This is a genomic window from Streptomyces sp. NPDC059524 (assembly GCF_042749255.1).
Classification (GTDB): Bacteria; Actinomycetota; Actinomycetes; order Streptomycetales; family Streptomycetaceae; genus Streptomyces; species Streptomyces xanthii.
Genome location: NZ_JBHYTK010000046.1, coordinates 25,468 through 49,507, shown reverse-complemented (window position 1 = coordinate 49,507; position 24,040 = coordinate 25,468). Strand labels below are relative to the sequence as shown.

General features: G+C 73.8%; 17 protein-coding genes and 1 tRNA gene. 10 read left to right on the top strand and 8 right to left on the bottom strand.

Annotation, left to right across the window (positions count from 1 at the left end):
* The 3 genes from ACFW9D_RS15780 to ACFW9D_RS15770 form a co-directional block, all read left to right on the top strand.
* A partial coding sequence (locus ACFW9D_RS15780) for a protein phosphatase 2C domain-containing protein (protein WP_384622248.1) occupies positions 1-687 on the top strand: 687 nt, incomplete at its 5' end.
* A 45-nt stretch (positions 688-732) separates the two neighbouring features.
* Positions 733-2,100 carry a VWA domain-containing protein gene (locus ACFW9D_RS15775; RefSeq protein WP_188338890.1) on the top strand — a complete coding sequence of 456 codons (1,368 nt, stop codon included), beginning with the start codon at positions 733-735 and terminating at the stop codon, positions 2,098-2,100.
* Positions 2,101-2,176: 76 nt separating this feature from the next.
* Positions 2,177-3,310 (top strand): FHA domain-containing protein, encoded by a 1,134-nt coding sequence (locus tag ACFW9D_RS15770; protein WP_384622245.1) that lies wholly within the window; start codon positions 2,177-2,179, stop codon positions 3,308-3,310.
* A 249-nt stretch (positions 3,311-3,559) separates the two neighbouring features.
* On the opposite strand, the gene ACFW9D_RS15765 is transcribed toward ACFW9D_RS15770, so the two are convergent.
* Positions 3,560-4,576: a methyltransferase domain-containing protein gene (locus ACFW9D_RS15765; protein ID WP_384622242.1), complete on the bottom strand. Its 1,017-nt coding sequence runs from the start codon at positions 4,574-4,576 to the stop codon at positions 3,560-3,562.
* 105 nt (positions 4,577-4,681) lie between these two features.
* Here ACFW9D_RS15765 and ACFW9D_RS15760 point away from each other — a divergent pair, with 105 nt between their 5' ends.
* The 4 genes from ACFW9D_RS15760 (at position 4,682) to ACFW9D_RS15745 (ending at position 12,302) form a co-directional block, all read left to right on the top strand.
* Entirely contained in the window at positions 4,682-5,086 is a 405-nt protein-coding gene (locus tag ACFW9D_RS15760; RefSeq protein ID WP_188338887.1) for a globin, read from the top strand.
* Positions 5,087-5,271: 185 nt separating this feature from the next.
* Positions 5,272-8,553: an FtsX-like permease family protein gene (locus ACFW9D_RS15755; RefSeq protein ID WP_384622239.1), complete on the top strand. Its 3,282-nt coding sequence runs from the start codon at positions 5,272-5,274 to the stop codon at positions 8,551-8,553.
* 1 nt (position 8,554) lies between these two features.
* Positions 8,555-11,281 (top strand): FtsX-like permease family protein, encoded by a 2,727-nt coding sequence (locus ACFW9D_RS15750; RefSeq protein WP_384622236.1) that lies wholly within the window; start codon positions 8,555-8,557, stop codon positions 11,279-11,281.
* A 49-nt stretch (positions 11,282-11,330) separates the two neighbouring features.
* Positions 11,331-12,302: an ABC transporter ATP-binding protein gene (locus ACFW9D_RS15745; protein WP_384622234.1), complete on the top strand. Its 972-nt coding sequence runs from the start codon at positions 11,331-11,333 to the stop codon at positions 12,300-12,302.
* A gap of 149 nt (positions 12,303-12,451) precedes the next feature.
* On the opposite strand, the gene ACFW9D_RS15740 is transcribed toward ACFW9D_RS15745, so the two are convergent.
* From ACFW9D_RS15740 to ettA, 3 genes are read right to left on the bottom strand one after another with little or no spacing between them, the layout of a single operon-like run.
* Positions 12,452-13,144 carry a hypothetical protein gene (locus tag ACFW9D_RS15740; RefSeq protein ID WP_384622231.1) on the bottom strand — a complete coding sequence of 231 codons (693 nt, stop codon included), beginning with the start codon at positions 13,142-13,144 and terminating at the stop codon, positions 12,452-12,454.
* Complete coding sequence (locus ACFW9D_RS15735; protein ID WP_188338882.1) at positions 13,141-13,563, bottom strand: thioesterase family protein; 423 nt, start codon at positions 13,561-13,563, stop codon at positions 13,141-13,143. Before ACFW9D_RS15735 ends, ACFW9D_RS15740 begins: the two co-directional genes overlap by 4 nt.
* Positions 13,563-15,227, bottom strand: coding sequence for an energy-dependent translational throttle protein EttA (gene ettA, locus ACFW9D_RS15730; RefSeq protein WP_384622227.1), 1,665 nt, complete (start codon positions 15,225-15,227; stop codon positions 13,563-13,565). The genes ACFW9D_RS15735 and ettA overlap by 1 nt, the downstream gene beginning before the upstream one ends.
* Positions 15,228-15,531: 304 nt before the next feature.
* Between ettA and ACFW9D_RS15725 the strand changes: the two genes are divergently transcribed.
* Entirely contained in the window at positions 15,532-15,732 is a 201-nt protein-coding gene (locus tag ACFW9D_RS15725; protein ID WP_384622224.1) for a hypothetical protein, read from the top strand.
* A gap of 70 nt (positions 15,733-15,802) precedes the next feature.
* On the opposite strand, the gene ACFW9D_RS15720 is transcribed toward ACFW9D_RS15725, so the two are convergent.
* The 4 genes from ACFW9D_RS15720 to ACFW9D_RS15705 all read right to left on the bottom strand — a co-directional run bounded on the left by ACFW9D_RS15720 (position 15,803) and on the right by ACFW9D_RS15705 (position 21,791).
* Positions 15,803-17,239 carry a Cys-Gln thioester bond-forming surface protein gene (locus ACFW9D_RS15720; RefSeq protein ID WP_384622257.1) on the bottom strand — a complete coding sequence of 479 codons (1,437 nt, stop codon included), beginning with the start codon at positions 17,237-17,239 and terminating at the stop codon, positions 15,803-15,805.
* A 418-nt stretch (positions 17,240-17,657) separates the two neighbouring features.
* Positions 17,658-18,107: a single-stranded DNA-binding protein gene (locus ACFW9D_RS15715; protein ID WP_384622221.1), complete on the bottom strand. Its 450-nt coding sequence runs from the start codon at positions 18,105-18,107 to the stop codon at positions 17,658-17,660.
* Between the two features lie 115 nt (positions 18,108-18,222).
* Positions 18,223-20,136, bottom strand: a complete 1,914-nt coding sequence (locus tag ACFW9D_RS15710; protein ID WP_384622218.1) for a GTP-binding protein — start codon at positions 20,134-20,136, stop codon at positions 18,223-18,225.
* 5 nt (positions 20,137-20,141) lie between these two features.
* Complete coding sequence (locus tag ACFW9D_RS15705) at positions 20,142-21,791, bottom strand: dynamin family protein (protein ID WP_384622215.1); 1,650 nt, start codon at positions 21,789-21,791, stop codon at positions 20,142-20,144.
* A gap of 346 nt (positions 21,792-22,137) precedes the next feature.
* On the opposite strand from ACFW9D_RS15705, the gene ACFW9D_RS15700 reads away from it, so the two are divergent.
* Both ACFW9D_RS15700 and ACFW9D_RS15695 read left to right on the top strand, forming a co-directional pair.
* Positions 22,138-22,210 (top strand) — tRNA-Arg (locus ACFW9D_RS15700).
* 155 nt (positions 22,211-22,365) lie between these two features.
* Positions 22,366-24,039, top strand: coding sequence for a sel1 repeat family protein (locus ACFW9D_RS15695; RefSeq protein WP_384622212.1), 1,674 nt, complete (start codon positions 22,366-22,368; stop codon positions 24,037-24,039).
* Position 24,040: the final 1 nt, after the last annotated feature.

The window sequence follows — 24,040 nt, the reverse complement described above, 5'->3', positions numbered from 1 at the left end:
GGGGTTTCCTCGGCGACCCGGCCGGACGACGCGTCCCTGGCCGCGTCCCGCGCGGCCAACGAGGCGCTGCACGAGTCCCTGCCGCGCGGCACGCACCCGCAGCAGGCGCTGCACGAGGCGATCGTGGCGGCGGCGGACGCGGTGAACGCGCTGGCGGCGGAGCCCGAGACGGCCCGCGAGCACCAGCCGCACCAGAACGCGCCGGCCTGCACCTTCGTCGGCTCCGTCGTCACCAAGGAGCTGCTCGTCGTCGGCTGGGTCGGCGACTCGCGCGCCTACTGGGTGCCGGACGACCGGACCGCGCCCGCGGCCCGGCTCACCGAGGACGACTCGTGGGCGGCGCAGATGGTGGCGGCCGGTCTGATGAACGAGGCGGAGGCGTACGCCGACGAGCGGGCCCACGCGATCACGGGCTGGCTCGGCGCGGACGCGTACGAACTGGAGCCGCACACCGCCTCGTTCAAGCCGGACCGGCCCGGGGTGGTCGTGGTGTGCACGGACGGGCTGTGGAACTACGCGGAGTCGGCGCAGGACATGGCGCGGGCCGTCCCGGCCGACGCGGCGGCGCGGCCGCTGCACGCGGCGCAGGTTCTGGTCGGTCACGCCCTGGACGGCGGCGGGCACGACAACGTAACAGTGGCGGTGCTGCCGTTCCCCGTCCCGCCGACGGGGGCAGGATCGGCCTGATCCGGTCTGCCACAGAAGGCCTGATACAGCAGGGGGACTTGTCACATGGCCAACTTCTCGAAATCGAACGCCCCGCAGTTCTCGGTGGAGGTCTACCAGAACGAGTACCTGCCGGAGGGCGGCCGTGACGTCAACGCGATCGTCACGGTCACGTCCACCGGCGGGGGCACCGTCGGCGCGGCGAGCGGCGCGGTGGGGGCGCCGAACCTGTACAGCGCGGGCGGGGGCCCGGACGCGGCGGTCGCGCTGATGGTGGACTGCTCGGGCTCGATGGACTATCCGCCGACGAAGATGCGCGGTGCCCGCGAGGCGTCGGCGGCGGCGATCGACACGCTGCGCGACGGGGTGCGCTTCGCGGTGATCGACGGCACGCACGTGGCGCGGGAGGTCTATCCGGGCGGCGGCCGGCTCGCCGTCGCGGACCCGGCCACCCGCGAGCAGGCCAAGCAGGCGCTGCGCAAGCTGTCGGCGGGCGGCGGCACCGCGATCGGCACGTGGCTGCGGCTGGCCGACCGGCTGCTGTCCTCGCCCGAGGTGTCCCCGACGGCGGTGCGGCACGGCATTCTGCTGACCGACGGGCGCAACGAGCACGAGTCGCCGGAGGACCTGAAGGCCGCGCTCGACCACTGCGCGGGCCGCTTCACGTGCGATGCGCGCGGGGTCGGCACCGACTGGGAGGTGAAAGAGGTCACAGGGATCGCCTCCGCGCTGCTCGGCACGGCGGACATCGTCGCGGATCCGGCACATCTGGCCGGGGACTTCACGCAGATGATGGAGACGGCGATGGGCAAGGAGGTCGCGGACGTGGCGCTGCGCCTGTGGACCCCGCTCGGCTCCGAGATCACGTTCGTCAAGCAGGTGGCGCCCGCGGTCGAGGAGTTGACCGACCGCCGCACCGAGGCGGGCCCGCGCGCCGGTGACTATCCGACGGGCTCGTGGGGCGACGAGTCCCGCGACTACCACGTGTGCGTGCGGGTGCCGAACGCGGAGCTGGGCCAGGAGATGCTCGCGGCCCGGGTCTCGCTGGTGATCCCGCAGCCCGACGGCACGGCGCAGACGCTGTCGCAGGGGCTGGTGCGGGCGGTGTGGACGGACGACATGGCGGCGTCCACGTCGATCAATCCGCAGGTCGCGCACTACACGGGCCAGGCCGAACTGGCGCAGGTCATCCAGCAGGGGCTGGACGCCCGCAAGGCCGGAGACGTGGACGGGGCGACCGCGAAGCTGGGCCGCGCGGTGCAGCTGGCGGCGCTCTCCGGAAACGCGGACACCGCGAAGCTGCTTTCGAAGGTGGTGGACGTGGTGGATGCCGCGGAAGGTACTGTTCGATTGAAGGCGAAGGTCGCGGAGGCCGACGAGATGACTCTCGAGACCCGGTCCACCAAGACGGTTCGCGTGAAGAAACAAGCCTGAAGAAGCACGCCTGACGCAGGACGACGAGCAGTACGCCTGACAGCCAGGCACGTGAAGGAGAGGGGGAAGCGCCGACATGCCGACCTGCCCGAACGGACACCAGTCGGGTTCCGACGACTGGTGCGAGGTCTGCGGTCACCGCATGGCCGGTGCCGTGCCCCCGCCCCCGCCGCCCCCGCCCCCGGCCGCCGGTTACGGATATCCCGGCCCGTCGGTGCCGCAGGCGCCGCAGGGCGGCGGACCGGGCGCGCCCGAACTGTGCCCGCAGTGCCGTACGCCGCGTGAGGGCGGTGCGCCGTTCTGCGAGGAGTGCCGCTGGAACTTCCTCACGAACACGGCGACGTCGTACACCCCGGCCGCGCCGAACCCGCCGCTGCCGCACACCTCCGGTGGCCCGCAGGGGGCTCAGGGCGCCAATCCGGCGCTGCGCTTCCAGCAGCCGCCGCAGGGGCCCGACCCGTACGAGTACCAGGGTTCGCGGCCGTCGCAGGTGAACCGGCCGGCCGAGCCGATCCCGCCGAACCCGTTCGGGGGCGACCCCTCGGGGCCGATGGCTCCGCCGCCGGGTCCGCACGCGACGGGCGGCGGTGTCCCGCAGGCCTTCCAGCAGCAGCCGCCTCCCCCGGCGCCGGTGCAGCCGGGCCCGCCCGGTCCGCCCGCGCCGCCCGCCCCGTCCTTCGGCGGCGGGGACGACTGGGTGATCTCGCCTCCGTCCTCGCAGCAGCCGGGCCCGCCCGCGCCGCCGCCCCATGGTTTCCAGCAGCAGCCGATGCCGCCGGCGCCGCAGCCCGGTCCGCCCGGCCCTGTGACCTGGTCGGCGACGATCGGTCCTGACCGCGAGTACTTCATGGCGATGATGCAGCGCAGCGGTCCCGAGGCGTCGGGTCTGAACCTGCCCGCGTACTCGCCGGAGCAGCGCCGTGAGCTGGTGGGCAACCAGATCTCGATCGGCCGCCGCCGGCACTCGACCGGGGACACCCCGGACATCGACCTGTCGGTGCCGCCGGAGGACCCCGGGGTCTCGCACCAGCACGCGGTGCTCGTGCAGCAGCCGGACGGTTCGTGGGCGGTCGTCGACCAGAACTCGACGAACGGCACGACGGTCAACGGCGGCGACGAGCCCATCCAGCCCTTCGTCCCCATCCCGCTCCAGGACGGCGACCGCGTCCACGTGGGCGCGTGGACGACGATCACGATCCATCGCGGCTGAGCGTTCTGGGCCGGTTCGTCGACTGACGGCCGGTGGGGGCTGGTCGCGCCCCGCGGCGGAGCCGCTGATGGACACAGCCCCGCGCCCCTGGAAGGCTGCGGCTTCGCCGCGCCTTCCCCAGATGAAAGGCGCCCTGCGCCTTGATCGGGGAAATGCGGCGCGCAGCGCCTGCATTTCAGGGGCGCGGGGAACTGCGCGACCAGCCCCCACCGGGCCGCACCCGCCCACGGCGACCGAGCAGCCGCCCCCTCATGCGGAACCCCGCAGAGGCCACACATGCGGCCCCGCCGGATCGTCCAGCCACGCATAGGCCCGGCCCCGGTCCAGGGTCACCCCGAAGCGCTCGCGCCCCGGCCGCCCCTCCCGCTCCCACACCCGGAGCACCTCCCGCGCGTCCACACCCCCGTACTCGCCGACCAGCGTGAGCACGAACCGGAACACCTCGTCCCGTACGAGACTCCTCGGCAGGCGGCCGGCCCACCCTGATCCGGCCTCCCCGCCGCCGGCCCCCCGCAGGGCGACGAAGTACGCCGAGGTGCTCAGGAACCTCCCCTGCGCGAACCCCGCGTCCCGCACCGTGAGCACGACGATCCCCGTGGAGAGCGGCGCCAGGATCCGTGCCCCCGGCCGGCACTGCTCCAGCCACACGAACGGCACCCCGCGCAGCGCGCACGTCACGATGATCCGGTCGAACGGCGCCCGTTCGGGACACCCGCGCGCCCCGTCCCCGGTGACGACGACCGCCCGGTACCCGGCGGCGGCGAGATGGGCCCGCGCCGACTCGGTGATCTCGGGGTCGAGGTCGACGGTCGTGACGGCGTCGGGCCCGAGCCGGTGCGCGAGCAGCGCCGCGTTGTAGCCGGTGCCGGCGCCGACCTCCAGGACCCGGTCCCCGTCCTCCACCCCGAGCTCGACGAGCATCGTCGCCATGAGCGAGGGCTGGCTGCTGGAGGAGATCAGCTCCCCGTCCCGCATCCGGGTGGCCAGCGGCTGGTCCGCGTAGGCGCCCTCCAGCCAGCGCAGGCGCCGCCGCGGGTCGGGATCCTGCCCCCACAGCCGCTCGTAGCCGCCGGGGACGCCGACGATGTAGTACGGCACGAAGAGGTGGCGCGGCACGGCGGCGAACGCGTCCCGCCAGCGGGGATCGGCGTCGAAGGCCCCGCTCAGTTCGATCTCGCGCACGAGTGCGGCCCGTGCCCGCTCCGCACGGACCGCGAGGTCACCGTCGCTGTCGCCGCCCTCGGCGTCGGCGTGCTCTGCACCCATATGTCCACCCTGCCCCGGCGGCCACGGTTCGGCGAGCCCCGGGACCGGGCCGGGCGGGGTCCTAAGCCCCGAGTCCTCGGCCGGGGCGTCTGAGACGATGGACGGGTGACTGAGATCCCGCGCGACACGCTTCAGGAGCTGACGTTCTACGAGCAGGTGGGTGGCGAGGAGACGTTCCGCCGCCTGGTGCACCGGTTCTACGAGGGCGTGGCCGCGGACCCGCTGCTGCGTCCGATGTACCCGGAGGAGGACCTGGGCCCGGCCGAGGAGCGGCTCGTGCTGTTCCTGATGCAGTACTGGGGCGGCCCGCGCACGTACAGCGAGCACCGGGGGCATCCGCGGCTGCGGATGCGGCACGCGCCGTTCCAGGTGGACCGCGCGGCGCACGACGCGTGGCTGCGGCACATGCGGGACGCGGTGGACGAGCTCGGCCTGTCCGAGGAGCACGAGCGCACGCTGTGGAACTACCTGACGTACGCGGCGGCCTCGATGGTGAACACCGCCGGCTGAGCCCGCCCGGCCCCGCGCGCCCCGGGCGGAGGCACCGCCTCCGCCCGATCTCCGGCACACGGGCTCCACATTCCGGTCACGATCCGGTCCAGACCTCTTCCGCAATCCGTACCGCCTCTGACAACATCCGGACAGACTTTCGGGGATGTACGGCGTAGAGCGCAGGGGATACGGGGGCGGCTGGCGTGTGGGATTTTGTCCTCCTGCGGGTGCGGGCGCACCGCCTGCTGCTGGCCGCGGCCGTCCTCGCCGTCCTGCTCACGACGTCCGTCCTCGCGATGCTCAGCGCGTTCTCGGGGGCGATCGGCGACGCCTCGCTGCGGCACATGCTGCGCACCCGGGACGCGACGACGACCGCGCTCGTCGTGAAGGCGGACGTGCCGGTGTCCGGCCGCGACGCCGCCGCGACCGCGGTCCGCAAGGGCACGGACCGCGCTTTCGACGGACTTCCGGTGCGCCGGCAGTCGCTCACGTCGTCGGGCGCGTACGCGCTGCCGGGACCGGACCGGGACCGGCCTGATCTGACCAGGTTCGCGGTCCTCGACCGCTCCGAGGTGAAGCTGACCGACGGCCGGCTCCCCCGGGCCGTCCCCGGAAAGACGGTCGAGGCGGCACTGCCCCAGGCCGCAGCGCAGCAGCTGAAGCTCGCGCCCGGTGACCGTCTCGTCCTCACCGACCGGCTCGGCGGCAAGAAGCTCACCGTGGAACTGACCGGCGTCTACCGCCCGGCCCGCCCGCAGTCCCCGTACTGGGCGCTCGACGAGCTCGGCGGGCACGGCGTGCAGAAGGTGAGCTTCACGACGTACGGGCCGCTGATGGCGGACCCGTCGGTGCTGTCCGGGGGCCGGGTCGGCGTGGGCGAGTCGGCGTGGCTGGCCACCGCGGACTTCTCGGCGGTGACCACCGGGCGGATCGACGCACTGCGCGACGCGGCGCGGGCGGGCACCCGGCAACTGGAGCACGACCCGGCGCTCGCCGGTTCGGTGACGGTCACCGGTTCGCTGCCCGACGTGCTGACCCGGGCCGAGCGGGCCCTGCTCGTGTCACGGTCCACCCTGCTGATCGTGGCGCTGCAACTGGTGCTGCTCGCCGGGTACGCGCTACTGCTCGTGGCGCGGCTGCTGAGCGCCGAACGGGCCGGGGAGACCTGGACGTTGCGGGCGCGCGGCGGTTCCCGGGGGCGGATCGCCTCGCTCGCGGCCCGCGAGGCGCTGCTGCTCGCGCTGCCCGCCGCGGTGTGCGCGCCGCTGCTCGCGGGCCCGCTGACCCGGCTCGTCGCCGCGCAGGGCGCCCTGTCCCGGATCGGCCTGAAGCTCGACGTGGGGGTGGGCGCCGCCTCGGTGTGGCTGGTCGGCATCGGCGTCGCGGTGGGCTGCGCGCTCGCGGTGACGCTGCCCGCGCTGACCGCGCAGGGTCCCGGCGGCGGCCGGGCCAGGGCGCTGCCGGCGCCGCTGCGGGCCGGCGCGGACGTGGGCCTGCTGGTCGTCGCGGCCGTCGCCTACTGGCAGTTGGACCAGCAGACCTCGGGCACGGGCGCGCTGAGCAGCGACAGCAAGGGCAGTCTCGGCATCGACCCGCTGCTCGTGGTGGCGCCCGCGCTGGCGCTGCTCGCCGGCACCGTCCTCACGCTGCGGCTGCTGCCGCCGGTGGCGCGGCTCGCGGAGCGCGGCGCCGCCCGCGGCCGGGGTCTGTCGACGGCGCTCGCGGGCTGGCAGTTCAGCCGCCGCCCGATGCGCGGCGCGGGCCCGGTGCTGCTCCTCGTCCTCGCTTCGGCGATGGGCATGCTCGCGGTCGGCCAGGGCGCCTCGTGGGACCGCTCGCAGCGGGACCAGGCGGACTTCCGGGCGGGCGCGTCGGTGCGGGTGCAGGGCACGGAGCCCGGCATGGCGCAGGCGGCGGCGTATCCGGCGGTGCCGGGCGTCGAGGACGCGGCGCCCGCGCGGCGCGTCGAGGTCCCGCTGCAGAGCGGCCGGACCAGCACCGCGCTGGCCCTGGACACGGCCCGCGTCCACGACGGGATGCTGATGCGCGACGACCTCTCCGGCTCGACGCCGGGGAAGGTGCTCGGCGCGGTACGTCCGGCGCGCTCCGCCGACCCCGGGGCGCCGGTGCCGAAGGACGCGGCGAGCCTCTCGTTCGCGCTGCGCGCGAAGACCGTCTCCGGTGGGAAGGGCGCGCCGCCCGGCGAGACGACGGCGGTCGCGGCCACCGTCGTGGACCGCTTCGGCCTGCCCTACCGCCTCACACTCGGCAAGCTCCCGGTCGACGGCCGCGAGCACCGGCTCGACACCGGTCTGGGCCGGGCCGCGTACCCGCTGCGCCTGACAGGCCTGGAGTTCGTGACGGAGCAGCACATCGGCGAGAACGCCTCGCAGCGGGTCACCCTGCGGTCCGTGCGGGCCCGCACGGCGGCGGGGGCCGAGGAGCCGCTCGACCTGTCCGCCGCGCGCTGGCGCACTCAGCTGCCGGACCCCGAGGGCACGACGGGCGGGGACGACCCGGCCTCCGCGGCGGACGCCCCGGCGACCGCGCCGCGCGCGGAGCGGGCCGGCTCCGGTCTCGCGTTCACGTACGACACCGGGTTCGTCTCCGCCGAGGACGCCGGATGGTTCGTGGCGACGCCGAGCACGACGGTGCGGCTCACGGTGCGCCGGCAGGTGGCGCTCACCGTCCCCGCGGTGGCCACCGACCGGTTCCTGGCCTCGGCCGACCTGAAGAAGGGCGACACGATGGACCTGCCGGTGCCCACCGGCACCGTACGGATCCGGATCGCCGGATCGGTCCGTGCCCTGCCGACGACCGGCGCCGCCGACCCCGAGCGCGACGGCGGAGCCGTCCTCCTCGACCTGCACGCGGCGAACCGCGCCCTCACCGAGCTCGGGTACCCGGCGCTCGACCCGGACGAGTGGTGGCTGACCACGAAGCCGGGCGGTGACGCGCGCGCCGCCGCGGCCGCGCGGGATCTGCCCGGCGTCGACGCCTCGCAGGTGACCGCGCGCGCCGAGCTGGTGGACGCGCTGCGCGACGACCCGCTGGGCGCGGGCCCGCAGTCCGCCCTGTCGGCCGCGGCCCTGGTCGCGGCCGCGCTCGCGGCGGTCGGCTTCGCGGTCAACACGGTGGGCTCGCTGCGCGAACGCGGCGACGAGTTCGCGGTCCTCACCGCGCTCGGCGCGTCCCGCCGCCGGCTGACCCGGCTCGTCGCCGCCGAGCAGGGCGTGCTCGTCGCGATCGGACTGCTCGTGGGCGCGGCGCTCGGCGCGTTCCTGACCCGGGCCGTGGTGCCGCTGATCGTGCTGACCGGGGACGCGTCCCGGCCCGTGCCCGAGGTGCTGATCCAGCTTCCGCCGTCACAGGTGGCGTTGCTGCTCGGCGGCGTCGCCCTGACCCCCGTACTGATCATCGCGGCGCTCGCGCTGCGCCGGCCGCCGCAGCTCGCGTCCGTGCTGCGCACGCAGGGAGGCGAGTGACATGGCGGCTCCCACCGCCCCTTGGGTGCGCACCCGGCTGCGCACCGCGCCCGGTGCGGCCGCCGCGCTCGGCGTGCTCGTGCTGCTCGCCGCGTTCCTCGCCGCCGCGTTCCCGCGCGCCGTCGCGGGCTACGAGGACGACGGACTGCGCCGCACCGTCGCCGAACTCCCGCCGCACCGCGCCGTGCTGGCCGTCACGACCGCCGAGCCCGGCATCGGCCGGCCCGACTCCGAGCGCGCGCAGCTGCTGCGCGAGGACGTCGTCCGCGACGCGTTCCGCACGGTCCACGGCCTGCTGCCCGCACCGTTCGAGGTCGACGCGCACGCCTCCTCGTACGGGGTGCGCTCGACGAACGCGCTGGCCGCGGACGAGACGTGGCTGCCCCGGCCCGACCGGCGGCCCGCCCGCTTCCAGCTCTACGCGCAGGGCGCCCTCGCCGGCCACGCCACCGAGGTGACGGGCCGGCTGCCGCGCAAGGTCGCGGCCGCCTCGGAGGTGGAGGCCGCCGTGACCGGGCCGGTCGCCGAGCGGATGCGGCTCAAGCCGGGCTCGGTGCTGCACCTCCCGGCGGGCGGTGAGAAGCGGATCACCGTACGGATCACGGGCGTCGTCACGCCCGACGACCCGGCGGGCGGCTACTGGGGCATCGACACCCTGCTGCGCACGCCCGAGCTCAAGCACGAGGACCCCCGCGACCCCGAGTCGCCCCGCTACTGGCTGGCCGGCCTGATCCTGCCGCCGGACGCGGCGCCCGTCCTGCTGCAGACGGACGGCAAGCCCGAGCAGTACCTCCAGTACCTGCCCGACGGCTCGGACCTGACCGCCTCCGACCTGCCCCGGCTGCGCGGCATGCTCGCGAACATGACGGCGGGGCAGGGCCTGTTGAAGGCGCGCGAGGCGACGAACGCGCCCTACACGTTCATCGCGTCCGGCCTCGGCGACGCCCTCACCTCCTACGATCGGCTGCGCTCCGGGATCTCCCCCGTCGTGTCCGTCGCCGCCTACGGGACGGCGACCGTCGCCTGCATCGTGCTGCTGATGGCGGGCGGCCTCGGCGCGGACCGGCGCCGGGGCGAGTTCGCGCTGCTGCGCTCGCGCGGCGCCTCCCTGAAGGGGATCGCCGGGCGGCTCGGCGCGGAGAGCGCCGTGGTGGCGGTGCCCGCCGCGGCCCTCGGCTGCTTCCTCGCCGTCCGCACGACGGACCACGGCACGCTGCCGCCCGCCGTGCTGGGCGCGGCGGCCGTCGCGGTGCTCGCGTGCGCGGCGCTGCCCGTGCGGGCCCTGTTCGCGCACCGCACGGTGCGGATGCAGGCCGAGCGCGACGACGTGGCCACCGCCCGCCCCTCGGCCCGCCGCACGGTCGCCGAACTGACCGTCCTCGTCCTCGCGATCGGCGCGATCGTGGCGCTGCGCCGGCGCGGCACGGGCGAGGGCGACAGCCTGGTCGCGCTCGCCCCGGTCCTCGTGGGGGTCGTCGCCGCGTTCCTCCTGGTCCGGCTCTACCCGCTGCCGCTGCGCCGGCTGACGGGCCCGATGTCCCGGCTGCGCGGAGCGGTCGGCTATCTGTCGCTGGCCCGCGCGGGCCGTGCGCAGGCGGGCGCGGGCACGGCGGTGCTGCCGCTGCTGGCCCTGCTGACGGCGCTGACCACGGCGGCGTTCGGCGGCAGCGTGCTCGCCGGGATCGACGCGGCCCGGGACCGGGCCGCCCTCCTGGCGACCGGCGCGGACGCCCGGGTCGCCCTGTCCCAGCCGCTGCCCGACGGCACCGCGGCCCGGGTGAAGGCGGTGCCCGGCGTCCGGGACGTCGCCCCGGTGGCGCTGCGCACCGACCTGCGCACCGGCACGGGCCGCCAGGTGAGCGTGGCCGCGGTGGACCGCGCCGCGTACGCCCGGCTGTCCCGGCACACGGGCCTCGGCGCGTTCCCGGTGGACGCGCTGGCGCCGGTGGCGGGCGGCAAGGGCCCGGTCCCGGCGCTCGCCTCGTCCTCCCTGGCCCGCCGCTTCCCGGACGGCCGCCTGACCCTCCAGGTCAACGGCCAGGAACTGCCCGTCCGCATCGCCGCCGTCCGTCCTACGACCCCTGCTCTCGCGGACGACGAACGCGACTTCCTCGTCATGGACGCCGCCGGGTTCGGCCGGGCGAGCGGCACGACCACCGACCCGAGCGCCCTGCTGCTGACCGGCGACGCGATCGACGGCGCCGCGCTGCGCAAGGCGGCCGGCAGCGGCGTCGTCGTCCAGACCCTCGCCGCCGAGCGCGCCCGCTACGTCGACTCGCCGCTGCAGTCCGGTGCGACCGACGTGTACGTGTCGGCCGTCGCGGCGGGCGCCGGGTTCGCCGTGCTGGCGCTGATGCTGTCGCTGGCCCGGGCCACCCCGGAACGGCTCGCGCTCCTGGCCCGGCTGCGCACCCTCGGCCTCACCCGCCGCCAGGGCCGCCGCCTGCTGATCCTGGAAGCCCTGCCGCAGGCGCTGCTCGCGGCGGCCGGCGGCACGCTCACCGGCTGGGCGGCGATCCGCCTGCTGGCCCCCGGACTCGACCTGTCGACGCTGGCCCTCGCCGACGCCAGGAGCGCCGCCGTCTCCCGACTGACCACCGACCCGCTCTCCCTCGCCGTACCGGCCGTGTGCGTGCTCGGTGTCGCGGTCGGGGTGGCGTCGCTGCAGGCCTGGTGGGCGGGGCGGCGCGGCTCGGTGAAGGAGCTGCGGGCGGGTGAGTCCGCATGACACACGACTCGAACGAGCTGACGTCGACGAACGGGGAGGCCGTACAGCCATGACGACAGAGAGCACCACGACCGGCGCCGGCCCCACCCTCGCCGATCTGGAACAGCGGGCCACGGCCCACCGGGACCGGCCGGCCTTCGGCCACGACGCCCTGATCAGCTGCGACCGCCTGGTCCGTATCTTCACGACGGACGGCGTGGAGGTGCAGGCGCTCCAGGGCCTCGATCTCCTGGTCCGCGAGGGCGAGTTGATGGCCCTGGTCGGCGCCTCGGGCAGCGGCAAGTCGACCCTGATGAACATTCTGGCGGGCCTCGACGAGCCCACGGCGGGCGCCGCCAAGGTCGCCGGGTACGACCTGCTCGCCATGACCGCGAAGGACCGCCTGCGCTACCGCCGCGAGGCCGTCGGCTTCGTCTGGCAGCAGACCGCCCGCAACCTGCTCCCGTACCTCACGGCCAGTCAGAACGTGGCCCTGCCCATGCAGTTGCGCGGCCGCACCAGCCGCTCGAAGAAGGCGGCCCGCGCCGCCGAACTTCTCGACCTGCTGGGCGTCGCCGACTGCCAGAACCGCCGCCCGCAGCAGATGTCCGGCGGCCAGCAGCAGCGCGTGGCGATCGCGGTGGCCCTGGCCAACGAGCCGAAGGTCCTGCTCGCCGACGAGCCGACCGGTGAACTGGACTCGCACACGGGTGAGCAGATCTTCGCCGCGTTCCGCACGGCGAACGAGGAACTGGGCACGACCGTCGTCATCGTCACGCACGACCAGACGGTGGCGACGGAGGTGCGCCGCACCGTGGCCATCCGCGACGGCCGCACCTCGACGGAGGTGCTCCGCCACACCCAGGTCGACGCGACCACGGGCCAGGAGTCCCTGATCTCCCGCGAATACGCCATGCTCGACCGCGCGGGCCGCCTCCAACTCCCCGCCGAATACACGGAGTCCCTGGAAATGCGGGACCGCGTGATGCTGGAACTGGAGTCGGACCACATCCAGGTGTGGCCGGACGACCAGGAGCGGTAACCCGTATCGGGGAAATGCGACCCGAAGGGTCTGCATTTCAGGGGCGCGGGGCTGTACCGATCAGCGACTCCGTCGCGGGGCGCGAGAAGCCCCACCGGCCGGCACTCGCCGACGAGACGGGCGAAGCTACGGCGCGCGTGGCTCAAGCCTCAGACGGGACTGACGGACAACCCGCCGAGCCCGGCCGACACCCGCCGATAGACAACCGCCCCGTACGCCGTACGCAGCCGAACCCACGCCCCGGCAACGAGCAGATCAACGGCTTCCCCGCGCAGAAATCCCAGGGAAACAGCCGCATGAGCCACCCGGACGGGAACCCCACTGCCCCCGATCTCCCGGGACCAGATCTCCCGCCCGACCCGATCGAGCTCGCTCCGGGTCCGCGCCTCGGGCTCCAGCCCCTCGACCCGCTCCCGGAACTCGACGACCGCGGCCCGCACGAGCCCCCGCAGGGCCTCCCCACCGGGAAAGTCCTCGACGACCCGCCACCCTCCGCGAGGAGGAAGCACCCCCGCCCACGGCGGCCCGGTCACCGCGGCCGGAACGGCGACCGTCCCGGCCGCCTCGTCCACGGACTCCAGGAGCTCCCCCGCGGACACGGTGACGTCGAGTGCGTCCTCGACCCCGTTCTCGTACGGCTTGAGCAGCCGCACGGCCCGGACGGCCAGCACCTCGAACGAGGGCGGCCGGCCGAACACGGCGAGCGCCTGCCCGCCGGCCTGCGCCTGCAGCCGTACCGCGGCCGCCTTGTCGTAGTGCAGCAGCCGGCCGAGGAAGGCGGCGAGATCCGCCGCCTCCCCGGCGTCGGCGAAGTGCAGCACGGGCGCTGCGGTCCCGCTCATGCGGCGAGCGCCTCCGCACGGTCCACGTCGTCGTCCCGGTACTCCTCGAGGAACTCGCGCTCCTCGGCGGTGATCCGGCGCGGCCGCTGCGCCTCGAAGTCGAACGGCACGATGACCGTCGCGGCCCGGACGTACACCTGGTCCGGGTCCTTGACCTCGTAGGCGAGCGTGAACGACGCGGCCTTTATCTCGGTGACCCACAGCTCGATGCTGACCGGGGTGTGCCGGTGCACGAGCTGCCGCTTGTAGTCGATCTCATGGCGCGCCACGACAGACCCCTGCTGGAAGTCCTTGTCCGGGCGGAACAGGAAATCGATGCGCGCCTCCTCCAGGTACCGGAGGAACACGACGTTGTTGACGTGTCCGTACGCATCCATGTCCGCCCAGCGCAGGGGGCAGGCGTATACGTGGCGAGCCATCAGCCGCGGGTCAGCTTCTTGTAGGTGGCGCGGTGCGGGCGGGCCGCGTCGGCACCGAGCCGCTCGATCTTGTTCTTCTCGTACGACTCGAAGTTGCCCTCGAACCAGAACCACTTGGACTCGCCCTCGTAGGCGAGGATGTGCGTGGCCACTCGGTCCAGGAACCACCGGTCGTGGGAGACGACCACGGCGCAGCCCGGGAACTCGAGCAGCGCGTTCTCGAGGCTGCTCAGGGTCTCGACGTCGAGGTCGTTCGTCGGCTCGTCGAGGAGCAGCAGGTTGCCGCCCTGCTTGAGGGTCAGCGCGAGGTTGAGGCGGTTGCGCTCACCACCGGAGAGCACACCGGCCGGCTTCTGCTGGTCCGGGCCCTTGAAGCCGAAGGCGGACACGTAGGCCCGCGACGGCATCTCGACCTGGCCGACGTTGATGTAGTCCAGCTCGTCGCTGACGACGGCCCAAAGGGTCTTCTTCGGGTCGATGTTGGCGCGGTTCTGGTCGACGTACGAGATCTTGACGGTCTCGCCGACCTTGATGTCGCCGCCGTCCGGCGTCTCGAGCCCCTGGATCATCTTGAACAGGGTGGTCTTGCCGGCGCCGTTCGGGCCGATGACACCGACGATGCCGTTGCGCGGGAGCGTGAAGCTGAGGTCGTCGATCAGGACCTTCTCACCGAAGGCCTTGCTGAGGTTGTTGACCTCGACGACGATGCTGCCGAGCCGCGGGCCCGGCGGGATCTGGATCTCCTCGAAGTCCAGCTTCCGCATCTTGTCCGCCTCGGCGGCCATCTCCTCGTAGCGGGCCAGACGCGCCTTGGACTTGGCCTGACGCCCCTTGGCGTTCGACCGCACCCACTCCAGTTCTTCCTTGAGGCGCTTCTGGCGCTTCTCGTCCTTCTTGCCCTCGACCTTGAGCCGCTCGGACTTCTTGGTGAGGTACGTCGAGTAGTTGCCCTCGTAGGGAATGGCGCGACCGCGGTCGAGCTCGAGGATCCACTCCGCGACGTTGTCGAGGAAGTACCGGTCGTGAGTGATCGCGACCACGGTGCCCTTGTACTGGGCCAGGTGCTGCTCCAGCCAGTTCACGGACTCGGCGTCGAGGTGGTTGGTGGGCTCGTCGAGGAGCAGCAGGTCGGGCGCCTCGATGAGCAGCTTGCAGAGCGCGACGCGGCGCTTCTCACCACCGGAGAGGTTGGTGACGGGCCAGTCGCCGGGCGGGCAGCCCAGGGCGTCCATGGCCTGGTCCAGCTGACCGTCGAGGTCCCACGCGTTGGCGTGGTCGAGGTCCTCCTGGAGCTTGCCCATCTCCTCCATGAGCTCGTCGCTGTAGTCGGTCGCCATGAGCTCGGCGACCTCGTTGAAGCGCTTGAGCTTGCCCATGATCTCGGCGGCGCCGTCCTGGACGTTCTCCAGAACCGTCTTCGAGTCGTCGAGCACCGGCTCCTGCATGAGGATGCCGACGCTGTAGCCCGGCGACAGGAACGCGTCACCGTTCGACGGCTGCTCCAGCCCGGCCATGATCTTCAGGACCGTCGACTTACCGGCACCGTTCGGGCCGACGACACCGATCTTCGCTCCGGGAAGGAAGTTCAGGGTGACGTCATCGAGGATCACCTTGTCGCCGTGCGCCTTGCGCGTCTTGCGCATGGTGTAGATGAACTCAGCCAAGAGAAACCGTCCGGCAGTCGAAGTACGGGTCCGCGTCAAGCGGCTCCACCGCGTGAGGGCAGATACACCCCATCTTGCCGCATGGCCAGCACTGGGCGGAAACCCGTATCGGAGCGGGCGCCTGAACTGGGCTTCTTCCACACACCCCTGCGTTGCCGGGGCATCACTGTCGGCGACCACGCGCGGGGATGCCGACGAGATCGTCGGGCCGCGGGTCGGGCTGCCGCCGCTGCCGGTGCTGGGCGGGTCGGGCGGCGACGGTGAGGGGGCTCCGGGCCCGCGGGGGCTGCACTGGAAGGTGCCGTTGATCGTCGAGTGGGCGGGCTCGGAGCCGTTCGTCTGGGTCGATGACGAGATCGGCGCCGTGGACCGCGACTGGGTCGCCGCCGCGCACCCCGGGCCGTTCCTGCTGCACCGGGTGGATCCGGCGCGGGGACTGACCGACGCCGATTTCGCCGCGCTGCACGCGTGGCTGCGCGGCGTCGCCCGGCCTCCGGCCGGATGAGATGCCGCTGCCCGCCTCCGTGATCGGGACGGGGCGGGCAGTGGTGGCGGGTGGGCCGGAGCGTTCGGGATCAGTCGTTCTGCTGGTCCGGGGTCTTCTTGCGGCGGGAGAGGAACAGGGCGCCGCCGCCGACGACCACGAGGGCGATCGCCGCGCCCGCGATGATCGGGGTCGCGTTCGAGCTGCCGGTCTCGGCGAGGTCCTGGCCGGGGGTGCCGGTGCCGCCGACGGACGCGGGGCTCGGGCGGGTCGTCGCCTGGGGGCGCAGGCCGCCGTCGTCGGAGGTGACGGCCAGGGCCGCCGACGCGGTGCGGCAGTCCAGGACGCCGCGCAGTCGCTTGGTGAAGCCGTGCGGGCCCCGGATTGTGAAGTCGTACGCCTGGTCCTCCTGCAGTGGGACGGTCACCGTCTGCGTGGACTCGGCGGGGATGGAGTACTCGGTGTCCATCAGGGTGAAGGTGAAGGGCGCGTCACCCTTGTTCACCGCGGTGATGTCGACGCCGCCCTTCGCGCAGTTCTCACGGGCGGACAGCGCGGGCACGGGCCCCTTGGCGGCCCAGGTCGCGGTCGCGGTCGCGGAGACCGCGGACTCGCTGGAGCCCGCGAGGATCTGGGTCTGGCTGCGGCTGTCGGAGGTGAAGGCGCGGCCGACGGGCACGGTCGTCGAACCCTGCACGGTCAGCGCGGCCGAGCCGGCGGCGGCGTCCTCGGGCACATCGAAGTAGATCTTGCTGCCGTTGGAGGCGGAGACGACGGGCTCGCCCTTGGCGTCGACGAGCCTCACGCCGCCGGACGCCGCCTCGGCGGGCGGGGTGACGGTGAGCGCGTCCGCGTTCGTCCGCACGGTGACCGGGCCGAGCCGCTCCCCCGGGTGCCCGGACACGGCGGAGGGCACGAGGCTCAGCGAGGCGCTCGGCTCGGTGAGGTCGCGGGCGCTGCGCTGCAGGTAGTCCGCGAGCTTCTCGGCGGCGGGGCTCTCCGCGTCGACGTCGGCCCCGTCCGAGTACCGCCAGATCGCGACCTGGGTGCCGGTCGCGGCGTCCTGCTCGGTGAGGCTCCCGGCGCCGGCCTTGCGGGCGAGCGCGGCCAGGTCGTTCACCTGCGGGTAGGAGTTCTGCAGGATCCAGCGGATGCGGCCCGCGTCCTTGTTCTGACTCAGGGACGTGCCGCTCCAGGGAGTCTCCTGGTACTTGGCATCGGTCTGCGTCGGGTTGTGCAGGTCGATGCAGTACGTCTGCAGCGTGCCGCCGCCGTCGACGGTCATCCGGAACAGTCCGGCGGGGATCTTCTCGTCGTGCCCGCTGTCGTGCAGCACGGCCGTGCCGTAGGTCTCGAGGCCTCCCAGGGTGGCGCCGGCGCCACCCTCCTGCTGGGTGCCGTCATCGGCCTGGGCCGCTCCGGCGCCGGTTATCGCCCCGGCGGCCAGGAGGCCGGACACGGCGACCGCCGCGGCGGCCCGGGCACAGGCCCGCCCGCGCCACGAGGCCCGCACGGCCCGCGAGAACACAGAAAACACGTAATCCCCTTCAGGCGGAACGCGTCGACACATGGGGGGTGGTGTCCCGCCGGCAGATCGAGGTCACTTCGTCGCCAACCACAGTGACCCGGGCGACATCTGAGGCTTCGTGAACCCGCTGAGCCGCCTCGATTCGCTCGAGCCACGCCCGGCATCCTAGGTAAGCGGCTGTTCACGATCCCCGCAGCGGCCGCCCGGCAACCGATCCGACTCGCAATCGTTATCGCCGACACGCACCCTGAGCTGGACTTGTCGACAAATCACCGGCACGCAAGGCGCGATAGGCCGCACATCGGGCATCCGGAGTGCCCACATCCGGAAACCCCACCTCAGCGGCTCACACCACGGGTCCACCCCGCGACCGAACACCCCGGCCGACCGCACCATGGGTCCCCCGCGACCGAACGCCTCAGCCGACCGGCTCCGGCTGAGCCTCCGGCTCGATCTCGAACGACGGTTCGTCCCGGGCCTGTTGAGCCTCCGTCGCGGTGGCCGCCTTGCGGGCCGTCGCCCGGCGGAAGGCGGCCGTGCCCCGCGACAGGTCGTGCCCGACGGCCGTCGCCTGGATGTCGGCCGACGTCCAGTGCTGGCCGCCCCGCTCCTCGTCACGCACCTTCAACCGGCCCTGCACGATGACCGGTTCACCGACCGACACCGACCCCTGCACGTTCGCCCCCAGATTCCCCCAGGCCCACACCGTGAAGAAGTTCGTGTGGCTGTCCACCCACGCCCCTTGCCCCGCGTCGAAACGGCGCGCCGTCACCGCGAGCCGGAACCGGGTCACCGGCCCCGTCGGCAGCTCCCGGAACACCGGCGTCGTCGCCACGTTCCCCACGACCGTCAGCAGCGTCTCGTTCATGTCCGCTCCCCTCCCGCGCCGGCCCCTGCCCGGACGCGTGATCGCGGCCCGAGCCCTTCCCGGACCGCGATCCCCAGACTGCTCCCGCCCCCGCTCCCCCGCTCCGGCCTGTGACCTACCGGCCGGTTGTGGAAAACCCCGTCACCCGTACGTACTGCTCCCTGACCTCGCGGTAGCGCAGCAGCTCCGCCGCGACGGGGTCAAGGACCCGAGCCCGGCCGCACGCCGCCGCCGCGTCGCGCAGCCGCCGCTCCGCCTCCTGCCCGTACCGCCGCGCCGGCCCCTTCGCCGCGGCCCGGCAGGCCCATTCGACGCACGGCCCGCCCACGATCCCGGTCAGCATCATCAGCACCGGCACGCCCAGGTTCGGCGAGACGGCACCCACGATCTGTGCCACCAGCCAGAGCCCGCCGAGCAGTTGGAGCAGCGTCATCCCGACCTGGACGAGCACGGCGAACGGCCACCACTTGGGACGCGGCGGACGCGCACCCGGCGTGTACGCGGCGCGCTGCCTGCGCGAGCCGCCCTGGGGCGAGGCGGCCGAAGCCGCCAGCTCGTCCAGTGCCTCCGGGAGATCCTCGGCGCCGCGCGCGGCGGCGTCCCGTACGGACTGTGCCCAGCTGGCGGGCAGGCCCGTGGCGGCGGCGTCGCCGACCTCCCGTACGGCGTGCTCGACGCGCTGGCGCGCCGTGATCTCGTCGTCGGCCGGGGCCGAGGGCGCCGGGATCGCCGAGGCGAGGGAGCGCCGGGCGTCGTACCAGCGCCACAGCCGCAGCCACGGGGTGCCGCAGGCGCGGTTGGCCCCGCGGGCCCAGGCCCGTTCGGCGGCCTGTCCCGCGGCAGCGGCGCCGACGGCCTCGGCGAGCCGGTCGGTGAACTCCTCCCGGGCCAACTCGCTCAGCCCGACCTGCCGGCCCGCCGCGTACAGCGGCCGCAGCCGGTCGGCGGTCGCGTCGATGTCGGCGGCGATGCGGCGCTCGGCGGCCCGCCGGGTCGCGGTGAACTGGTCGAGGGCGTCGCGCAGTTCGCCCACGCCCTCGCCGGTGAGGGCGGACAGCGGCAGCACGGTGGCGCCGGGCTCGCCGTACTCGCCGAGCGCGATGCCGTCCTCGTCGAGGAGGCGGCGCAGGTCGTCGAGGACCTGCTCGGCGGCCTCGTCGGGCAGCCGGTCGACCTGGTTGAGCACCACGAACATCACCTCGGCGTGCCCCGCCATGGGGCGCAGATAGCGCTCGTGGAGCATCGCGTCGGCGTACTTCTCAGGGTCGACGACCCAGATCACGGCGTCGACGAGATCGAGGACCCGGTCGACGGTGTGCTGGTGCTCGGGCGCGGCCGAGTCGTGGTCGGGCAGGTCGACGAGGACGAGCCCGTCGAGGGAACCGGGTGCGCCCTGCTGGATCGGGCGGCGGCGGGAGCGGCCCGGGATGCCGAGCCGGTCGAGGAGGGCGGCGGCTCCGTCGGTCCAGCTGCACGCGATCGGCGCGGAGGTGGTGGGGCGGCGCAGGCCGGTCTCGGAGAGGGGGACGCCGGCGAGGGCGTTGAACAGGGTCGACTTGCCGCTGCCGGTCGCTCCGGCGACGGCGACGACGGTGTGCCGGGAGGACAGCCGGCGCCGGGCCGCGGCCTCGTCGAGGACCCGGCCCGCCTCGGCGAGGGTTCCGGCGTCGAGCCGCGCGCGGGACAGGCCGACGAGCTCGCGCAGGGCCTCCAGGCGGGCGCTGAGCGGGTCCGTCGTGTCCGGGGCGTGTGCCGGGGACGGGGACGTGGTCAGGGCGTCGGCCGGGCGGCCCTCGGCGCGCCGGGCGATGAGCCCGTCGTCCCAGGGCCCGGCCTTCTCGCCCCGCTCGCCCCGCGCGGCCTTCCTTCCCGTCTTCCCGGCGCTCCTGAGGTTCCCGCCGTGCTCGGTGTACTCGGCGTGCTCAGCGCGCCCGGCCTTCTCCGCCTTCGCGGCCTTCTCAGCCTTCGCGGCCTTCTCGGTCCTCTCGGCCTTCTCGGCCTTCTCGGTCGTATCCGTGACGGTGGTCACCGCCCTCACCTCTCCTTCTGCAGCAGCGACAGGGCCGCGATGAGTTCGGCCTGGGGCTCGGGGCCGACGCCGAGTGCGTCCATGGGGGCGAGCCGGCGCTCGCGTTCGGTGCCGAGCACGCTGTCGACGTACTCCGTGAGCAGGCGGCCGCCGCGGTCGCGCAGGCGCAGGGCGCCCTGGGCGCCGATGCGTTCGGCGAGGTGCTCGCCCGCGGACTTGGCGCGGCGGCCGCCGAGCAGGGCGGTGGCGACGAGCGCGGCGACGGCCTCCGGGTCCGGCGGCGTGCCCCCGGTCAGCTCGGCGACGCCGCGCACCTGCTCCTCCGCGTACTCCTCCAGGACGCGCCGCCAGCGGCGTACGGCCAGCCCGATACGGTGCTCGGCGCTCTCCAGCCCCCGGTCGCGCCCGGTGAGTTCGGGCGCGTCGCCGCCCGGTTCGCGGCGCCAGGCCGCGTCCACGCGCGCGTCCGCCGCGGTGACGGCGCACAGCAGGAGCGAACCCAGGCTCTCCACGAGGGCGTCGAGCAGCTCACCCGCCGTACAGTCCAGCGGATAGCTGCGCCACCGCTTGAGCGCGTCCCCGGCGAGCACCGCACCGTTCTGCAACCGCTCCTTCACGCGCGCGTGCTCGTCGTCGTACACCTCCTCGGCAGCGGTCGTGAGCCGTACGGTCGCGGAGTACTGGAGAGCGACGGCGGAGGCCAGTTCCGGCATCCGTACGCGCAGGGACTCCAGGACGCCGCGGGCGGTGCGGGCGAGGGCGATGCCGCGGGCGGCCGGGTCCTGGGCACGGTGGGCGAGCCAGGCGCGCAGCGGGGCGACGGCGGTGGCCGGCAGCAGTCCGCCGTCGCGGGTCGACTCGGGCAGCTCCGGCACGGTGTACATCGGGACCTCGCCGAGCCCCGCCTTGGTGAGCAGGGCGCCGTACTGCTGCGACACCTCGGCGAGCACCTGGTGCGGCACCCGGTCGAGGACGGTGACGAGGCTGGCGTTGTACTCCTTCGCGGTACGGAGCATGCGCCAGGGCACGGCGTCGGCGTAGCGGGCGGCGGTGGTCACCATGACCCACACGTCGGCCGCGCTGATCAGGCGGGCGGCGAGCACGCGGTTCTCGGCGATCAGGGAGTCGACGTCGGGGGCGTCGAGGAGGGCGAGGCCGCGCGGCACGGTGCCGGCGGTCTCCACGCGCAGGGCGCGTTCGCCGTCCTCCATGAGCGGCACGAGCGCGTCGTCGTCCGGCTCCCGCTCCGCGCCGTCGCCCTCGCCCTCGGTCTGGCGGGGCATCCACACGCGTGTCAGGTCGGGCAGGACCCTCATCCCGGAGAACCAGTGGTGGTCGTCCGGATGGCAGACCAGCACCGGGGTGCGGGTCGTCGGGCGCAACACGCCCGCCTCGCTCACCACCCGTCCCACGAGCGAGTTCACGAGGGTCGACTTGCCCGAGCCCGTGGATCCGCCGATCACGGCGAGCAGCGGGGCTTCGGGCGCCCGCAGGCGGGGCACGAGATAGTCGTCGAGCTGGGCGAGCAACTCACCGCGGTTGGCACGCGCGCGTGGCGCCCCCGGCAGGGGGAGCGGGAAACGCGCGGCGGCGACACGGTCGCGCAGCACGGTGAGAGCGTCGAGCAGCTGAGGCCGTACGTCCAAGGTCACCACATGCGAAGAATGCCCAATTTTGGTGGCTTTCTGAAGCATATGACCCCGTCTGCGCGCCGATAAGTCGTGCGATACGACACAGGAAGCGCACAGCGGGCACCGAGGGACAAGTGGGGGCGCAGGCATAACGAGTGCACAACACCCGTGACGCGAGGCACCAAAAGCACTGCAGGATTCGTACCCATCTGCGATTATCAGGTCCGCTTCACCGAACCTCCACATCGAGCCACAGCGACGAAACGGAGGCGAAGCAGCAGGGACAGGGACCCGGGAGCTCTATCCTTGTCCCCGGCAAGGTCACGGATCTCCCCCACATCCGTCCGTCCGAGCCACCGGCCACACACCGGCCCCCGTAGCTCAGTGGATAGAGCAGGCGCCTTCTAAGCGCTTGGCCGCAGGTTCGAGTCCTGCCGGGGGCGCCGTCCGATCCGAGTCGGCTCCGCTGCCGCGCCCTCCCTCCGGGAGGGCATTTTCTGTGTTCACCGCCCTTTGATCCCGAGTGCTTCCGGGGACCCCTCGTGACACAACAGCCGCCCGCACTCGGGCACTTGGCGGCGCCTGACACGATGTGATCATGACGACCACGCAGGACATACAGGCGCGCGGTGAGGCTCTGGTCGGCGCTGCGGTTTCCGGGGATGCTCAGGGGGCTCGGCGGGGGACCGACTTCTTCGTGCTCAATTCGTACGTGGACGAGGGCATCCCGTACTGGGAGCGGGCCGTGGCGGCCGGGGACGCCTTCTCTCACTACACGCTGGCCCGCTACCGGAAGATCCGGGGTGACCGGGCGGGGGCCGACGCGCTGTACCGGGCCGTCGCCGAGCGGCACGCGCCGAGCGCGTACGGGCTCGGGGTGCTGCTGCGGGAGAACGGGGATCCCGAGGCCGTCGAGTGGTTCCGGCGCGGGTGGGAGGACGGGCGGCATCTCGACTGCAAGATCGAGCTCGGCAAGCTGCTCGCGGCCGAGGGGAAGCTCGCCGAGGCGTCGAAGTTCCTGATGAGCGATATCGAGCTCGGCGACATCGCGGTCTTCCGCTGGTCGCAGCTGTTCGACTCGATCCGCGCGGACTTCGACCGCGTCGCGGCGGATCTCGACGCCGCCGAGGCCGAGGGGGACGAGGAGGCCGCGGTCGAGGCGCTGCGTCCGCTCTTCGATCTCGAGAAGCATTTCCGCACCTACCCGGGCCTGACCGTCGAAGCCGCCGCCCTGTACCGGCGGGCGTCCGCGCTCTCCGCGTCCGCCCGGGTGGATCACGCCGTGTTCCTGACGGAGACGGGCGGCGACGCCGCCTGGCCCGAGGCGCTGGGCCTGCTGCACGGCGCGCACGAAGCGGGATACCAGGGGGCCTCGTACGCGCTCGGGGTCCTGCACGAGCAGCGCGGCGATCTCGTCGAGGCCGAACGCTGGTACGAGGTCGCGACCGGGTACGACCACAAGGCGGCGCAGTGGAACCTCGCTCTCTTGTGCAAGCGGCAGCGGCGCTACGAGGAAGCCGAGCGCTGGTTCCGTGCGGTCGGCGAGGACGACGAGGACGTCGTCGAGCAGCTCGCGCGGATCGCCGCGATCCGCGCGGGCGAGACCGCCGCCCCCGGCAAGGACCTGGACCGGCTGCCCGGGCTGCGCGAGCGGGCCGAGGCCGGTGACGTCCAGGCCGGGTTCGCCTACGCGCGGATCGTCCGCGACTGGGGCGGCGCGGACGCGGCCCAGCTGTTCCGGCTGATCGAACCCGCCGCGCTGGCCGGGGACCCGGAGGCGGCACACGACCTCGCCGAGGTCTATGACAAGCGGCGCGAGCCGGTGCTGCGCGATCAGTGGTACCGAACGGCCGCCGAGGCGGGTCACCACGACGCCTGCCACCACATGGGCTGGCTCTCCGAGTACCACCGGGACTATCGGGAGGCGGAGCGCTGGTACGTGCGCGCCGCCGAGGACGGGTCCGGGCTCAACAGCATGCTCGCGGGCAAGCTGAAGGCCCAGCGCGGCGCCCACGCCGAGGCCGAGCCCTTCCTGCGTATGGCCTGGGAGCAGGACGGCGATGCCGCGTACCGCTGGGAGGCCGCCGGGTACTACGGGCTGGCGCTGCACCGGCTGGGCCGGCTCGCGGAGGCCGTCGAACCGCTGGAGGCCGCCGCCGAGCACTGGGACGAGGTGCGGGCCCGCTACAGCCCCGACGACCTGGACGTCCTCTCCCGGATGGTCAGGCCGGACGAGGAACTGGCCGCGGTGAAGGAGAAGTTGGCTGCTTGAC

Coding starts and splice junctions, on each gene's coding strand:
- ACFW9D_RS15745 (WP_384622234.1), top strand. CDS start 11,331: ATGACGACAGAGAGCACCACGACCGGCGCCGGCCCCACCCTCGCCGAT.
- ACFW9D_RS15775 (WP_188338890.1), top strand. CDS start 733: ATGGCCAACTTCTCGAAATCGAACGCCCCGCAGTTCTCGGTGGAGGTC.
- ACFW9D_RS15750 (WP_384622236.1), top strand. CDS start 8,555: ATGGCGGCTCCCACCGCCCCTTGGGTGCGCACCCGGCTGCGCACCGCG.
- ACFW9D_RS15740 (WP_384622231.1), bottom strand. CDS start 13,144: ATGAGCGGGACCGCAGCGCCCGTGCTGCACTTCGCCGACGCCGGGGAG.
- ACFW9D_RS15695 (WP_384622212.1), top strand. CDS start 22,366: ATGACGACCACGCAGGACATACAGGCGCGCGGTGAGGCTCTGGTCGGC.
- ACFW9D_RS15715 (WP_384622221.1), bottom strand. CDS start 18,107: ATGAACGAGACGCTGCTGACGGTCGTGGGGAACGTGGCGACGACGCCG.
- ACFW9D_RS15735 (WP_188338882.1), bottom strand. CDS start 13,563: ATGGCTCGCCACGTATACGCCTGCCCCCTGCGCTGGGCGGACATGGAT.
- ACFW9D_RS15770 (WP_384622245.1), top strand. CDS start 2,177: ATGCCGACCTGCCCGAACGGACACCAGTCGGGTTCCGACGACTGGTGC.
- ACFW9D_RS15765 (WP_384622242.1), bottom strand. CDS start 4,576: ATGGGTGCAGAGCACGCCGACGCCGAGGGCGGCGACAGCGACGGTGAC.